Annotated in this window: 14 protein-coding genes; 4 read left to right on the plus strand and 10 right to left on the minus strand. The window is 68.2% G+C overall.

The features are described from left to right. Positions 1-296 (plus strand): SDR family NAD(P)-dependent oxidoreductase (locus tag ABW137_RS20105; protein ID WP_526399779.1); only part of this gene is annotated, 296 nt, incomplete at its 5' end. On the opposite strand, the gene ABW137_RS20110 is transcribed toward ABW137_RS20105, so the two are convergent. From ABW137_RS20110 to ABW137_RS20120, 3 genes are all read right to left on the minus strand, one after another. Next, positions 293-1,138 (minus strand): IclR family transcriptional regulator, encoded by an 846-nt coding sequence (locus tag ABW137_RS20110; RefSeq protein ID WP_526403198.1) that lies wholly within the window; start codon positions 1,136-1,138, stop codon positions 293-295. The two genes, ABW137_RS20105 and ABW137_RS20110, sit on opposite strands and share 4 nt — an antisense overlap. Before the next feature lie 445 nt (positions 1,139-1,583). Continuing rightward, positions 1,584-2,567, minus strand: a complete 984-nt coding sequence (locus ABW137_RS20115) for an amidohydrolase family protein (RefSeq protein ID WP_526403199.1) — start codon at positions 2,565-2,567, stop codon at positions 1,584-1,586. Further along, entirely contained in the window at positions 2,564-3,511 is a 948-nt protein-coding gene (locus ABW137_RS20120) for an alpha/beta hydrolase family protein (RefSeq protein ID WP_526403200.1), read from the minus strand. The genes ABW137_RS20115 and ABW137_RS20120 overlap by 4 nt, the downstream gene beginning before the upstream one ends. 89 nt (positions 3,512-3,600) lie before the next feature. Here ABW137_RS20120 and ABW137_RS20125 point away from each other — a divergent pair, with 89 nt between their 5' ends. Beyond that, positions 3,601-4,173: a TetR/AcrR family transcriptional regulator gene (locus tag ABW137_RS20125; RefSeq protein WP_526403201.1), complete on the plus strand. Its 573-nt coding sequence runs from the start codon at positions 3,601-3,603 to the stop codon at positions 4,171-4,173. Positions 4,174-4,185: 12 nt separating this feature from the next. Here ABW137_RS20125 and ABW137_RS20130 read toward each other — a convergent pair whose 3' ends face one another. The 5 genes from ABW137_RS20130 to ABW137_RS20150 form a co-directional block, all read right to left on the minus strand. Then, the gene (locus tag ABW137_RS20130; protein WP_526403202.1) at positions 4,186-6,189 is read right to left on the minus strand and encodes an ATP-binding cassette domain-containing protein; all 2,004 of its coding nucleotides are present in this window, start codon (positions 6,187-6,189) and stop codon (positions 4,186-4,188) included. An 8-nt stretch (positions 6,190-6,197) separates the two neighbouring features. Continuing rightward, positions 6,198-7,103, minus strand: a complete 906-nt coding sequence (locus tag ABW137_RS20135; RefSeq protein ID WP_526403203.1) for a phosphatidate cytidylyltransferase — start codon at positions 7,101-7,103, stop codon at positions 6,198-6,200. 4 nt (positions 7,104-7,107) lie between these two features. Continuing rightward, positions 7,108-7,764, minus strand: a complete 657-nt coding sequence (locus tag ABW137_RS20140) for a lysophospholipid acyltransferase family protein (RefSeq protein ID WP_526403204.1) — start codon at positions 7,762-7,764, stop codon at positions 7,108-7,110. After that, complete coding sequence (locus tag ABW137_RS20145) at positions 7,761-8,465, minus strand: CDP-alcohol phosphatidyltransferase family protein (protein WP_526403205.1); 705 nt, start codon at positions 8,463-8,465, stop codon at positions 7,761-7,763. Before ABW137_RS20145 ends, ABW137_RS20140 begins: the two co-directional genes overlap by 4 nt. Before the next feature lie 139 nt (positions 8,466-8,604). Then, positions 8,605-10,674: an FUSC family protein gene (locus ABW137_RS20150; protein WP_526403206.1), complete on the minus strand. Its 2,070-nt coding sequence runs from the start codon at positions 10,672-10,674 to the stop codon at positions 8,605-8,607. A 63-nt stretch (positions 10,675-10,737) separates the two neighbouring features. On the opposite strand from ABW137_RS20150, the gene ABW137_RS20155 reads away from it, so the two are divergent. Further along, positions 10,738-12,114, plus strand: a complete 1,377-nt coding sequence (locus ABW137_RS20155) for an FAD-dependent oxidoreductase (protein ID WP_526403207.1) — start codon at positions 10,738-10,740, stop codon at positions 12,112-12,114. Between the two features lie 3 nt (positions 12,115-12,117). Here the strand turns inward: ABW137_RS20155 and ABW137_RS20160 are convergent, their stop codons facing one another. Further along, on the minus strand, positions 12,118-12,813 hold the full coding sequence (locus tag ABW137_RS20160; RefSeq protein WP_526403208.1) for a helix-turn-helix domain-containing protein: 696 nt from the start codon (positions 12,811-12,813) through the stop codon (positions 12,118-12,120). Further along, positions 12,804-13,922 (minus strand): substrate-binding domain-containing protein, encoded by a 1,119-nt coding sequence (locus ABW137_RS20165; RefSeq protein ID WP_526403209.1) that lies wholly within the window; start codon positions 13,920-13,922, stop codon positions 12,804-12,806. Before ABW137_RS20165 ends, ABW137_RS20160 begins: the two co-directional genes overlap by 10 nt. 271 nt (positions 13,923-14,193) lie before the next feature. On the opposite strand from ABW137_RS20165, the gene ABW137_RS20170 reads away from it, so the two are divergent. Then, positions 14,194-15,255: an autoinducer 2 ABC transporter substrate-binding protein gene (locus ABW137_RS20170; RefSeq protein WP_526403210.1), complete on the plus strand. Its 1,062-nt coding sequence runs from the start codon at positions 14,194-14,196 to the stop codon at positions 15,253-15,255. The last annotated feature ends 32 nt before the right edge of the window (positions 15,256-15,287 follow it).

Consider the following 15,287-nt stretch of genomic DNA (forward strand, 5'->3'; position numbering starts at 1 on the left):
GCAAGGTGCCCTACTCCTCGGCCAAGGCCGCGATCCTGGGCTTCACCAAGTCACTCGCACGGGAGATCGCCGACACCGGCGTGACCGTGAACGCCGTCACCCCTGGCGCGGTGGACACCAACATCCGCGTCGGCGCCACCGACGAGTCCGAGGCCGCGCTGGCCGCGGGCATCCCCGTCGGCCGCACCGCCAGCACCGAGGAAGTCGCCGCCGTGATCACCTTCCTATCCAGCGAAGACGCCAGCTACCTGACGGGCACCACCATCGACATCAACGGCGGCAGCCACATCCACTAATCGCAACGCACCGGCGGGGTGGTGCGCTGCGGTCGTGTGATGTGGCTGCCCGTAGGTCTCATCAGGTGTAAGTCGGTGGCCAGTTGGCGCGACAAACTGCGGCAGGCAACCCATAGAGCGGTCGCGGCCGGTTTCAGTTCGCGGTCCAAGTCGCGGGCGGAGATTTCGATGGCTGCGGCGACGTGACCGCTGCCATGAAAGATCGGAGACGCGATAGCCGATTCGTCGCATTCGAACTCGTGCTGTGAGGTCGCCATCTGCGTCACCCTGATCATCGCCAGATTCTGGCGGAGGATCTCGGGTGAGGTGATGGTTCGTCTGGTGTGGGCAGACAACCCCGCTGCGATGAGGCGGTCGACGACGCCAGCCGGAGAGAAGGCGAGAAGCGCTTTGCCCGAGGCGGCCGCATGCGCCGGAACGGCGGCGTGGAGGAATCCCTCGGAGTGCATGCGATCGGTGGGCAGGTTCGGAGGCGGCTGCAACGTGCACACTTCTGCACCCCGCAACGTGGCTATCCGCGCCGGGCAGCGGGTCGCCGCTGAGAGTTCGGCCAGCACCGGGAGCGCTCGCATGACCGTGTGTGCGTAGCTGGCCTCAGGCGCGGAGTAGTCGCTCGCAATCATCCGCACCGGGAAGCTGATTCGATAGCTGCGATCCTCGCTGCGCTCGATGAGACGCCAGGCGATCATCTGCAGGACGAGGCGATGAGCTGTCGAGGTGGGCAGATTGGTAGCGCCTACGATCTCGGTCAGGGTGTGCTCGCCACCGTCGCAAAGCGCCAGCAGGATTGCCGACAGCTTGCTGGTTACCGACCGCCCGGGATGGGTGGAGTTGCCTGCCATCCGTTACTCCGGCCCGAACGGGTTCGGATGGGTCTCGCCGACCCGGTAAGCCGCATGAAACGGCTGCCTTGCGATCTCGTCACGACAGGCGTCCAACGCCTTCGGCATCATGAGCAATCCCTTTGGTCGGGCTGAAATGTCTTTCTGGCCAGCGCATTACGTGCGCGGGCGGCAGCCGGCTCTGGCGGCGCGAGCGTCCGTCGTCGGCGGAACCCGAGTGCGCCCATCCCGTCTTGGACCTCGAAGTTTGCGAAGCCCACTTTAACCGATCAACTGTTGACAGTCAACATATCTGTGGCGGTTGTTTACTGTCGACATTCAATGGGGCAGAGGGGACGCAACTCGGCGGGCGTGGAGGACGCCCATGCATGTTCGCGCGGCGACCATTCGCCGCCCGGCCGGTCCGGGCGTTCGAACCAGCGACGCCAACGTCGTCGAGGTGGGGCTAGCGGCGGATGCCCGCGGTCAGCTGCTCCCAGGTCGTCGAGCCGATCTTCTCGCGGTCCCCTTCACCGAGCCGGGCGTGGACGAGGAAGTCCCTTGCGGCGAATTCGTGCGGGCCGTTGAAGGGGTAGTCGGTCCCATGCATGATGCGGTCGACGCCAAGCACCTCGATGGCCCAGCTCAGGTATCGATGGCTGGCGATGCCGCCCGGAGTGACGGAGACGTTGCGTCGGAAGTAGTCGAGCAACGGCCGCTGCAGCTGCGCGCCGTCGTCGAGGATGGCGGCGCGGTCGAGGAAGAACAAGACCACCTCCCCCCAGTGCCCGACGATGATCTGCAGGTCGGGGAACCTGTCGAAGACGCCTGCCAGGATCATGCGCATCAACACGATTCCGGTTTGGTAGTGCCACCCGATGGCACCCGTGCCCAACATGCCGAACCCGTGATAGTAGGCGTCGTTCACCGCGCCCAGTGGAATGCTCGGATGAAGGTAGAGCGGCGTCCGGTGGTGTTCGGCTGCCTCGAAGATGTCCCAATACCTTGGTGCGTCGAGGAATTCGTCTCCCGAGCGCGAGTGCAGCATTGCGCCGTTGAGCCCGAGCTCGGTCACCGCGCGTCCGAGTTCGGCGGCGGCCGCAGCGGGGGAGGACGTGGCGAGGGTGGCCCAGCCCTGGAATCGGTCGGGTTTGCGGCGTACGGCGTCGGCAATGACGTCGTTGGTGGGTGCCTGCAGCGCAACGGCTTCCGGTGCGGGCAGATTCTGAAGGCCCGGTGTCGTCAGCGAAAGCACGGCCACGTCGACGCCCGCGATGTCCATTGCCCGCAGGCGGCCCTCGCCGAGGTCGGTGAGCGGGGCAGCGACGTTGCCCTCGACCGACCATCGCATCACGGGATCGTCGAGGAGGTGCGGATCGTGACGCCGCCATGCGGCGAAGACATCCTCGGTCGATAGGTGTTCCTCCAGGCCAATGATTTTCAGACTCACGCGGATTCGATCCTTCCGATGGAGGGGCGTTCGTCGCGGACCTGAGCCAGGATGCGGCTCCAGCCCGCGGCGTCGTCGTCGAGGATGCTGCGTAGGAACGCCGTCGTGACGCGCTGGACCAGGTCCACGCGGGCCGGATCCTCGTCCGTTGTCTCCGCCGCCTCGTATCCGGGGATTCCGCCGAGCGAGTGTTCTGCGCCGAACACGGTGAGCAGCGCCCTTGCCCCCGGGCTGAGGCGGAAGGGGTCGGCCGACCAGTCCGGGCCCCTGGTGCTCAGCGGGCTGTCGTCGGCATCCCCCGCGACGACGAGGGTGGGTGTCCTCAGCCCGGCGAAATCGGGATTCAGGTAGGGGAACTGCTCGGCGGCCCACGGCTCGAGGTCGCTGCCCCCCGTGCCCGCGGTCGCCAGCAGCACGCCGGCCTTGATGCGTGAATCGGCAGCACCCCAACGAGTTCCGTCATCCTGGTCGATGACCGTTGCGCCGAGGAGGACGCCCGTCGTCTGCCCGCCGAACGAATGGCCGGCCGCCGCGATGCGCTCCGGATCGAGCCGGCCGTCGAGATGCGGCACCGCCGCGGCGAGGACGTCCAGATTGTCGAGGACGTTGATCACGTCCGCGACCCGGAATTGGAGGAATCGCGGCCTGCGCGGATCGTCGGGGGCGAGGTCAAGAGTGCGGGAGTCGAGGTGGGTCGGCTGGACGACGACGAATCCTCGGGCCGCCCAGTGGTCGGCAAGGGGCCCATAGGCCCGCAGCGACGATCCGTAGCCGTGCGAGAACACGATGATCGGCAGGTCGCGGCCCGTCATCGGGGCCGACACCCTCACCTCCAGATCCGCCCCGCGGTCGGGGGTCGCCCGCAGTCGCACGGGGCCCGCCGAGAGGACGGTCGTGGCAGCTCCGACGAGATGTGGGGCGCCGGTAGTAGCGGTTTCGCCCATGATGCGACTCGTCCCTCCTGACGACGTGATCTAATTACTAGAACGACTGTACAAGGAATTCCGAATCCCGCGAACCCGGAGGATGCGCAATGGCCGGACGGCCGGTTGATCACCAACGGCGGGCCGAGCTTCTCGACGCCGCGGTCGACTATGCGGCCGAGTACGGGTTCTCGGATCTGACGTGGCGGACGGTCGCCTCGGGCCTCGGCGTGGCACCCACGACACTCGTGCATCACTTCGGCACGAAGGAACAGATGGTTCAGGCCGTGATTGGTCGTCTGAGGGAGCGCACCGCGGCGGGTACGGGCGAGCTGGCTGGGGAACATCCAAATTTGGTGACGGCTGCACGCGCCATGTGGGCCTGGGGCTCGAATCCCCGGCGACGGGCCACTTTTGCGATGTTCTTCGCCGTCTATGGCAGTGCCCTGCAAGACCCAGCGCAGTACTCGGAGTTCCTCGAACTGGCCGGTGCCGAGGTGATGGACACGCTGCTCCGCGCGCAGGGGCCCGACGTCCAGCCCGACGTTGCCATCCGCAGGGCGACCCTCGTCATGGCGACGATTCGCGGCCTCCTGCTCGACCTGCTCTCCAGTGCAGACCCCGACCGGGTGCACGAAGCCGCCGACCACTTCTTCGAGTGCCTCGCCGGAGGTGGGTGGTGATCGAGTCGAGAGTCATCTCCCGAGCCGAATCCGCCACCGCGTGACACCGGCGAAGAGGACGGCAAGCGCTCCCAGCATGGTCACGTCGAACAGCCACGTCGATGCCGAGTGCTGCCAGTGTGCGTCGTTCGCGATGCTGGTGACCAGGTTGGTCAGGTCGGCCGTAGACGCGGTGGCGGCGAAGCCCCAGCGGCCGGGCATCAACCACGCGACCGTCTCGAATAATGGGCGTCCCGTCACCGGGATGAGTCCGCCGGCGAGCACCAGTTGCAGCATCAGCGTCGCCGCCAGCAGCACGATGACGTGATCGCTGGTCCGGGCCAGTGCTGAAATCGCAAGCCCTAGAACGGCTCCCGCAACCGCCGTCGCCACGATGCCCGCCAGTAGCTCCAGGGTCGCGTTGCCCAACACGGCCGCATCCGCGGGGCCGGGCTTGCCGATCCAGGGCGCCGTGACGACCAGAACGAGGATCGCCGACTGGATCGCCGCGACGGCGCCGAACACCGCCATCTTCGCCAGCAGATAGGCCGACGCCGACAATCCGGCCCGCTGCTCGCGCACGAAGATGGTGCGTTCCCCGATCAGGGTGCGCACCGTGAGCGTGATTCCCATCAGGATGGCGGCGAAGCTCGTCAACGCGATGACGTGCCTCGGCTCCCACGGTGCGGAGCCATCGGTGGGAGGGTGTCCGAAGCCTGCATCGCCGATCACGGTCAGAGGCAGCAGTCCGACGATGAACGGCAGGACGGCCAGGAACAGGACGTAACCCCGGTCGGCCACGAGGAGCCGCAGTTGCCTACGGGCGATCGTCGAGAACTGACGCCACAGCCCGCTCTGCGGCGGCTTCCCCGCGTCGAGGGCTTGAGCGGTCACCGGTCGTCCCAGGGCGATGGCCCCGGTCTGCCGCGACTCGGAGAATTTCCTTTGAGCCCCAGCGGGATCCACCGAGATACCGGTGAAGATCTCAGCCCAGTCGGTCGAACCCAGTGCCGCGCCGAGGCCCGATGGCGGGCCGCAATACGCGGTCCTGCCGCCCGGTGCGAGCAGCAGAACCTGATCGCAGAGGTCGAGGAACGTCAACGAGTGCGTCACCACCACCATCACGCGACCCGCGTCGGCGAGCCTGCGCAGCATGGCCATCACCGCCCGGTCCAGCGCGGGATCCAGCCCCGTCGTCGGCTCGTCAAGCACGAGCATCGTGGGGCTGGTCAGCAGTTCCACGGCCATCGAGACCCGCTTGCGCTGTCCACCCGACAGGTTGTCGATGCGGGTCGCGGCGTGCGCGGTCAGCTCGAGTTCGCCAAGAACCTGCGTGATGACCCGCCTGCGATCGTCTCCGGTGGTGTCGACGGGCATGCGAAGTTCCGCAGCGAAGTCGAGCGCCTGTGCGACGGTGAGCTTTCCGTGCACGACGTCGTCCTGGGGCACCACGCCGATCCGGCTACGCAGTGCGGCGTACGCGGCATTGAGATCACGGCCCTCGAACGACACCGTTCCGCCGGTCGGTCGCGTGGTACCTGCGATCACGTCGACGAGCGTGGACTTACCCGCGCCGGACGGTCCGATCACCGCCGTCAGCGTTCCGGGACGCGCGGTGAACGACACCCGGTCCAGCAGCACCTCGTGGCGATCGACGGCGAGGCTGACGTCCTCGACCTCCAGGCCGCCGGTTCTGGCCGCAGCCGGGGCGGGCGGCATCAAGCGGCCACGGGTGAACACGAAGTCGACGTTGCCCATCGTGACGACGTCGCCGTCGACGAGCGCCGCATCGCTGATCCGTTCGCCGTTGACGAAGGTGCGGTTGATGCGGTCGGTGTTCTGGAGGTGAGCGCCCTGGTCCGTCGTCACCAACGTGGCGTGTTGGCGCGAGGTCAATACGTCCGGCACCACGATGTCGTTGCACGCAGACCGACCGATCGTGATCGTGCTGCAGGCCAGGCGCATCGTCGGCCGGGTAGACGAGCCGAACGGAACCACGGAGCGCAACGGAACGGTGGGCGGTGAAGGAGGATTCATGTCGTTTCTCATCCGAGGAAGTAGGCCAGTGGGAGGACGGGCAAGAGCGAGTCGATCCGGTCGAGAAGGCCGCCGAACCCTGGGAGCCAGTCGCCGGCGTCCTTGACCCGCGCCTGACGTTTGAGCATCGACTCCAGCAGATCGCCGAAGACGCCACCCAGGGAGACGGCGACGAGCAGGCCGATGGACATCGTGCCGAGGAGGGTGAGGATCACGAACGCCCCGACGACTGCGCCAACCATCCCGCCGACCGTCTTGTTGGGACTCAGGGGAGATAGGGGCCTGCGTGCCCATGCCAGGCGGCGCAAGCCCCTTCCGCCGCACCACGCGGCGACGTCGGTGGCCGCGACGGCGAAGCACAGCAGGAACGTGTCGGGCCAGACCATGACGAGATACGACAGGGACCAGCAGATCCACACCGACCCGAAGGCCGTGAAAGCGGTTCGCCTGGGACCGTTCTCGACGTCACCGCTCAGTACCGATGGCAGCGCGCACAGCAGCACGACGGCCGGGGCGAGCTGCAACAGCGACGGGCGCAGCCATGCGCCAACCGGGTACAGCGCGGCCAGGGCCAGGAGCACGTAGGCGTCGATCCTGCTGAGCGAAACCAGTCTTGCGTACTCGAGCACCGCGACGACGGCGAGAGCCGCCGCCAGCACGGCGGTGGCGCCGGGACCGATCCAGACCGGGATGCCGACGGCGGGTGCGATGAGCACCCAGGTGCGCCACTTCTGGATCAATTCCCTTCTGCGGGAGACGAGGACGACGATGCCTGCGACCGCCAGGAGAGCCACTACGACCCACATGAAGAACACGGCTCGCGAGTGAAGATGCACGTGCAGCGGACCGAGGTCGACGTCGAGTGACATGCGCCGGTCGCGGTGAAGCAGCGACAGGTACCAGTCGATGAGCATGGTCTCAGGCCGCCCGTGCCGGAACCGGAAGCCCATGGGAAGCCGCATTGGCCGCGACGACGCTGGCCTCGTCGCGCAGCGCGAGCACGTGCGCCCGCAATCCAGCTGCCGTGATGCCGTGCGGATCGAGTGGCGCGCCAACGGAGACCCGCATCGGCGCGGGGGAGAAGCGGCCGTCCTTGGGAAGGACGTCAGCGGTGCCCATCACCGCCACCGGCACGATCGGCACGCCGCACTCACGAGCCAAACGCACTGCACCGGAACGGAACTCCCCAATCACACCATCGGTCGAGCGGGTGCCCTCCGGGTAGAGCACGACGGTGCGTCCGGCTCGCAGCGCGGGGCCGGCCGCCGCGAGCAGCGCGGCGTAGCCACCGGCACCCGACCGCCGCACCGGCAACACCCCCGCGAGCGAGGAGGCGACGAAGCGCCGCACCGGGACGTCGAACCAGTAGTCGGCGGCGGCACCGAACACGGGCCGGGCCGAGGGCGGAAGCGTCGCCAGCAGCGCCGCGGTGTCGGCGTGCGAGGAGTGGTTGGCTACGACGACGCAACCGCCCCTGGTGCCCAAGCGGCCGTCGACGGTGAGCCCGCCCGAGACGGCGCACACCATTCGCCACAGCCAGTGCCTGAGCAGACTCGGGATCCGATTCGTGGTCATGCCGCCACCCCACCCACCCGGATCGGTCCGGTGATCGGTACCACGCGGGCACTGTCCGCCAAGGGTTTCGGTAGCGCCTTGACCTCGCGGTGCGCGGCCCGCAGCCGCAAGGCGGCGGTGATCAGGGAGCCGTTGACCAGTTGCACCAGCAGCACGGGCATGAGGGCGGGGACGGCCGTGGCCAGCACCACGAACACGCAACGTTCGGTCTTGCCGAGCGGACCGCCGTTGCGTCGGGTCGCGCCTGCGGCGGCCGCGGCCAACGACGTGAACGTCGGCAGGGTCGCGGCGAGCGCGGCCACCAGCACCTGAAGCACCGGCCACGACAGCCAGTCGAGTCCGGGTCCGTGCTGCCGCGCTGCCCACACCGCCAGGCCCGCGAAGGCCAGCAGATCAGCACTGCGGTCGCCGATCTCGTTGACGACGAATCCCCACGGCCTGCTCACCCCACGGGCGCGAGCCACGGCACCGTCGAGGTTGGCACCTGCCAGCCGCAGCACCATGAACAGCGCGGCGAGCGGCCAACAGCCGAAGGCGACCGCGGCGCCGGCCGCAGCGGCGGCAGCCACGCCGGCCGCGGTGAACACGTCTGGCGACACACCCCGGGTGGCAGCGGCGGTCACGATTGGGACGAGGCGTCGGGTGAACCACGGCTTCAAGGCGTAGAGGCCGGTCATCTGTCCCCGGAGCGTGATCTTCATGACGGGCTCCCTTCGCTGCTCTGGGTCTTGCCGCCTCCGGCGGCGGGTGTCGGTCTTGCCGCCTCCGGCGGCGGGTGACACGAGTAGATCGAGCCGCCGCAGCTACCGATCCCAAGAAGAAGCCCCCGATGGGGCGTCGTCAGACGCGTGAGGTGACGTCGACGAGAGCGCGGTCCAGATTGCTCAAGGCCCGCAGGGCGCCGCGAACGGGCCCAGGCGGGATGTCCGACGTCCCCGTGACCCCGAGGATCAAGGCCCCGGTCGCCTGGTCTGGCAGGTCGACGCCGGCTCCGGTGACGACCTGCTTCACGGCCTCGATGGTGGCGCAGACGTGCGCGGCGGCATCACGGAGCGCGGCGGTCGTTGCCTGCGGGGGAGCGGTGTCGGGGTCGGCCCTGGAGGCGTTCACGCCTGCCCGCGCCAGGGCGTGCGCCGACCTGTTGCTCACCTGCAGCCCTCGCACCAGACGCCGGACACCGCGGCGGCTTCGCACCGCGGGTCCGATCTCCAGCGGCTTGCCTGCCGTGATCACGCTCTGCAGCGCGTTGTCGAGGCGTCGGGTCTCGGCGACCAGGTCGGTCTCACCGCCGGGGGTGGCCACCGCATCGACGGCTGCGTCGATCAGCTCGATCAGCCGGTCGAGGTAGTCGTCCACGTTCTCGACCAGGGTGGCCCGCGTCCCCGTCGAGAAGATGAAGTAGGCCGAGGCGATGCCGACGAGTCCGCCTGCCGCGGTCTCGGCGATGCGCAGCTCGAGAACGTGGATGCTGAAGTCCCCGAGCAATCCGTACAACATCGCCAACAGCACCGTCACGAAGAACGTCAGCCACGCGTAGGCGACCTTGACCAGGTAGAACGCGCAGAAGACGCACACCACCAACAGGGTGATCTGCAGCGGCGGCCGCGCGCCGACCACCGCGGCGAGCAACACGCCTGCCACCACGCCTGCGATGGTTCCGACGAGCCGATGTCCGGCACGGGTGAGGATCTCGCCCCGCGTCGATACGCCGGTGAAGACCAGGAACGCCGTGAGCACGGCCCAGTACCAGCGATCGGGCGAGATCAGTTCGCCAAGGATCGTGGCTGCGCTGGTGGCAACCGCCACTTGGATCGCGGCCTTGGTGCTGGGATTGAGCCCGGGCTTTTCCTCCGCGGGGGATGGCTCGGGTTCGGGCTTCGCGGCGGTGGCGCCCAGCGCGTTCGTGGTGATGTGGTGAATCGCCAGGTGCGCCTGCACCACCCGATACGCGGTCACCGTCGCGACGCCCTGCGCGGTCGACAGGTCCGCGCGGTCGGCGGCCGCGCCGGCGTGTTTGCGTGCGATGCGAAGCTCGTCGTCGGAGGGATGCTGGTGCAGGCAGATCTGCACGGCGGCGACCGCGTCGACGAGGCCGCTCGGCCACTCCATCGCCGGGTCGAGTGACCACAACAGGCTCGCCAGCTGTTCCATGGCGATCTGGGCGTCGAAGATTCGCATCGCGAGGTCTTCGCTGGTGACGCTCAAGGACTGCGCCGCGTCGTAGCGATCGAGCCAGTCGTCGATCATCAGCGCCGTCTCACCCAAGCGGTCCAGGCGGCGCCGCAGTGCGGTCAGGTCGTGGTCGTTGCGAACGGTCGCGACCTGCAGCACCGAGCTCGACGCCCCGCGCAGGGCACGGACGAGGCGGCGCACCTCGACCCGAGGTCGGTCGGGGAAGACCAGCGTGCGCACCGCAAGGGTGGCGGCCAATCCCACGGTGATCGCCACGCCGAGGATCGGTATCTGTCCGGGCGAGGCGCGCAGGAACAACGCGAAGAAGTACGAGATGAACGCGACCATTCCCAGCGCGTTGCCACGTGGACCGAACCGCCGCACCCAGACGGCGCCGAACAGCACGGCGATGAAACCGACGTCGGCGACCTTGCCGAACTGGGAGAGGACCGAGGCCAGCGACACCGCTCCGACGGCAGGGAAGAAGAGCAGCAGCGTCGTGACGATTCGACTGTGCTGCAGCTTGTCCTTCACCGCGGCCGAGGACTGCATTGCGACGATCGTGCCCAGCATGGCCACCGTGATCGGCTGATGGGCGACGCGGGTGAAGGCGAGCAGCGCGACCATGGCCACGACGAGGGCCAGCGTGGTCGTCGCGGCGCTGCGCAGGCGCAACCTGCCGGGATCGGAGTCGACGAGGATTCGCCTGGCGGCACCTCTCACCGCCGCCAGTCGCATCGCTCGATTGTGCGTTACCGGGTGTCGGCTGATGGCCACCTGCGGGGTCTAGGATTCCGCTCCATGCCTGCGCACCCTCGCACCGTCACCGAACCGAGCCGCGAGATCGACGTGATCCACGAGACCGACGTGCTGGTCGTCGGATCCGGTCCCGGCGGTCTCGCGGCGGCGCTGGCCGCGGCTCGCGCCGGCGTCAGCGTGGCTCTGGTCGAACGGTTCGGGTGCTTCGGCGGCAACATCACCACCGTCGGCGTCGAGGGCTTCGCGTGGTACCGCCGCGAGCAGACGGTGGAGGCCGGCGGCATCGGGTGGGAGTTCGAGGAACGCGCCAAGGCGATGGGTGCGGCGGTGCCCGAAAGTCAGTCGCTGTCCTACGAACTCGACTCCGAGGGCTTCAAACTGGTGGCCGACCGGCTGGTCGAGGAGGCGGGCATCCACGCGATGCTGCACCGGCAGTTCGTAGCACCCCTGATGGACGGCGACGAGATCATCGGCATCGTCACCGAGTCCAAGGCCGGTCGGGAGGCGATCCTGGCCAAGCGGGTCGTCGACGCCACCGGGGACGCCGACGTGGCGACGCGGGCGGGTGCGCCGGTAGACCACACGCCCGTCGAGGAGATGATGGCGGCCTCGGTGATGTTCCACCTGGCCGGCGTGGACAAGAAGGCCTTTCTCAAGGGGGTGGCCGAGGATCCGCAGACCTACCGCGATTGGGCGGCGGGTGAATTCGCCGCCGCCGATACCGACGAGAAGGACGCCGACCTCTACTCGCCGTATCTCGGCAAGCCGTTCGCGAAGGCCATCGCCGATGGCGTGCTCCCCGCCGACCTGAACACGATCGGCGGTACGTGGGGTGCCATGCACGACACCGGCGAGCTCACCTACATGAACCTGGTCCACCTTGCCGGTTGCGACGGCACCGATCCCGACAGCCTCACCCGGTTCGAGATCGAGGGGCGCAGGCAGGCGATGCTCGCGATCGAGGCGTTGCGCCGGTACACACCGGGCTGCTCGACCGCCCGGCTTCGCAACTTCGGCATGACCATCGGGATCCGCGACACCCGCAAGATCGACGCCGTCTACAACCTCACCGAGGGCGACGTGCGCGACCAGGGCCGGTTCACCGACAGCATCGGCATCTACCCCGAGTTCATCGACGGGTACGGCGTCCTGGTACTGCCGACGACGGGCCGCTATCTGCAGATCCCGTACCGGTCGCTGCTGCCGAAGGCGGTCCGCCATCTGATCGTCGCGGGGCGGGCCACCGGCGGGGATCGGATCGCACACGCAGCGACCAGGAACATGTCCTGCTGCGCGGTCACCGGCCAAGGTGCGGGGGTGGCGGCGGCACTCTCCATCCGCACCGCCCGGTCGCTGGACGACGTGGACGTCTCCGCGGTGCAGGCGGAGCTGAAACGCCAGGACGTTCGGATCGCCTGAACGTCAGAAGTCGTTGGCCGCCGCGTGCAGGGCGCGGGCGGCCTTGCGGGTCGTGGGCTCCGGCCACCGGTCGGGGACGTGCAGGGTGAGCGCGTACCGGGTGCCCGCCACCGAGCAGGCGAGCTGGCGGCCCATGGGTGGGGACGAGGACTCGTAGACCTTCCGCTTCCGCGCGTGCCGCAAGTGCAGGCAGAGGTGCACCTCCTCGGCGGTGAGCCCGAGGTGAGCGGCCACCGCCCAGACCGCGTCCGCCGCCTCGCCGGACGGCATCGAGGTCAGGATTGCGGACGCGCCGGCGCAGGCGGCCGCGTTGGCGCGTTGGCCGGGCCGCGGCGTGAGTGGCAGCGGCAGCCTGCCGAGGTGCACGTCGACGAAGACCACCTGATTGCCGAAGAGTCGAACTAGCGAGACCGTGTGCCCTTCGAGATCGGGTGTCGCGCAGGCGCGAAACAGGTTGTGCGCCAACGCGTCGGGGTCGGACAGTGCAGACCATCGCGCGCCCGCGTGCAGGCCTCCGTCCGTCCCGCGGGCGATGAATCCGACGTCCTCGAGGGTGCTCAGCAGATCGGAGATCGAACTCTTGGGCAGTCCGAGCTTCCCGATCAGAGCGGCGGGCGTGCGGGCGGTGCCCGCCGAGACGGCATCGAGCACGCGAACGCCGCGATGGACGGCGGGGGTGCGTGGTCCGGCTATCCCCATGGTTCGTACTCCGCGGCGTTGTGGACGTCGATCAACCGGGGCGCGAGGTATCGGGACGGCCTGGCGACGTACGCACCGCTGTGTAGGGCGATGCCGATGTCCATCGCCGCCCGCACCAGGGCGGCCGGGTCCTGAGTAGCGGTGGCGATGATCGGTCCGTTGGCGCGGATCTCCTCGACGGCGTTTCTGGCGCCGTCGACGCCGACGATCGGTACGTGCAGTCGGCGACCGCGCAAGACGCGCGAGATGCCGATGGCGATCTGATCGTTGGCGGCGAAGAAGCCATCGATCCCGGCGTTGGCCGCGAGGATCTCCCTGGCGGCGCGCTGCCCCGAGCGGGCGTCCAGTTGGCCGTAGCTGGTGGCGGCCACCTTCACGTCGGGATGCGGGGCGATCGCGGCGAGAAAGCCTGCTATTCGGTCGGCATTGGCGGTGATCGGGATGCCGCCGACCACGGCGACGCGACCGCGCCCCCTCAGTGCCGTCGCCAATGCGGAGCCCGCAAGGAAACCCGCCTTCGTGTTGTCGGTCGCGACGAACGCGTCGGCGCCGCTGACCGCCGAGCCGATGGCCACCACCGGTATGCGGGCGGCCCTGGCCCGTGCGCATGCCTCCTCAAGGCCTTCCGAGGCCACCGGCTCGACGAGAATCAGATCCAAACCGGCGCTGACGAATTCGAGGATCTGCCGGGATTGATTCCCCCTATCTTCCTTGGCGGTGTGCACGTGCAGTCGCGCGCCGAGTCGGTCGGCTTCGCCGTGGAGCGCCCCGATCTCGGCGACGAAGAAGCTCTCGTCGACGGGGTAGCTGAACCCGATGTCATGAAGCGGCCAGCTTTGCACGCGCGCCGTCGATGCCAACTCGAAGACACGCGAGCCCAGGGCATAGGTGCCGTCGACGCCACGGGCCAGCAGGAGTTCGTCCGCCAGGGCGTGACAGATTCCCATCACGCTGCTCTTGGGAAAGCCCGTGAGATCAGTTAGCTCGGCCAGGGTCATGGGTCGGTCGGCGTCGCTGATCGATTGGAGGACGGCCGCCGCGCGAGTCAGGGCCGGAACGCGCCCGCCACGCGCCGGAGAGTCGTGTGCCTCGACCCCAGGGTCCGCCATCCGACTGAGAGTAATGGATCCGTCGTCGTCGAAGACCGCAACGCCGCATGGTCTTTCGTCTTGGCGGGAGGCGGAACACGGTGAGCGGACGTTGTTGACAACGCCTTAATCAGGTGCTTAGTGTGTGTTTCATCACTCGACGGTGAGTTCGATATATGAAACGCACGCGTCGGGTGTTCGCCTGCCCGGGTAGGTCTCGGGCGAGGTGCACGTAGTCGACGTCGACGTGGCGTGGGCGCGTGATTCTCAGCCCGGGCCGAAGGATGAATCGATGGCGATTTCCCAACGTGTAGTCGGTGCGATCAGCGTGGCGTTGGCCATCGCGATGGTTACCGGCGGCTGTACCAAGAAGAACGAAGAGGCCGCTCCATCGACCTCGGGCGGTGCCAGTGCATCGCAGAGCGAAGGAGCATCAGGCGACAAGATCAAGGTCGCGTTCGTGCCGAAGCTGCAGGGATCGCCGTACTTCGAGGCGATGGACACCGGCGCCAAGAAGGCCGCGGCCGATCTCGGTGACATCGAGTGGCTGTACCAGGGACCCACCTCGGCCGACGCGGCCGCCCAGGCGCAGATCGTCCGATCCTTCATCCAGCAGAAGGTCGACGTGCTCGTGGTGGCACCCAACGATCCCGACTCGATGGCGCCGCTGATGAAGCAGGCCCAGGATGCCGGCATCAAGGTCCTCACCGCCGACACCGATGCGCCGAACTCCGTGCGCGAGGCGTTCATCAACCAGGCCACTGCCGAGGGGATCGGCACCACCACCGCAGAGACCCTGATGAAGGCGATGGGCGGAAAGGGCAAGTGGGCCATCGTGTCCTGCGGCGAGACGGCCGAGAACTTGAACTCGTGGATCGCCGCCGAGAAGGCCTACGTGTCGGAGAAGTACCCCGAGGCGGAGCTGGTCGACGTCGTGTACTCCGGCGAGGATCAGGCCAAGGGCACGCAGATGTCCACCGATCTGATGAGCGCACATCCCGACCTCAAGGGTCTGCTGGGGCAGTGCACGACCTCTGCGGTCGGCGTCGCGCAGGCCGTCAAGGACGCGGGCAAGATCGGCCAGGTCTTCACCGTCGGCGTCGGGACGCCAAAGTCCATGGCGCCGTACCTGGCTGACGGTTCCTCGTCGGGCTCGATCCTGTGGAACGTGGCAAACCTCGGCTACCTGACGGCGTGGGCCGGCCAGCAGGTCGCCAGCGGCAAGGCATTCGAGCCGACCAACAAGGTCAACGACGAGATGACCGCCGTGAAGTGGGACGAGGCCAGCAAGACCCTGGTGCTCGGTGATCCGTTGCTGATCACCACCGAGAACGTCGGCCAGTTCGACTACTGATCCGCACCGGACGGGCGGCGCGGCGAAAGCCG

This window comes from Mycobacterium sp. (assembly GCF_040509115.1).
Taxonomy (GTDB): domain Bacteria; phylum Actinomycetota; class Actinomycetes; order Mycobacteriales; family Mycobacteriaceae; genus Mycobacterium.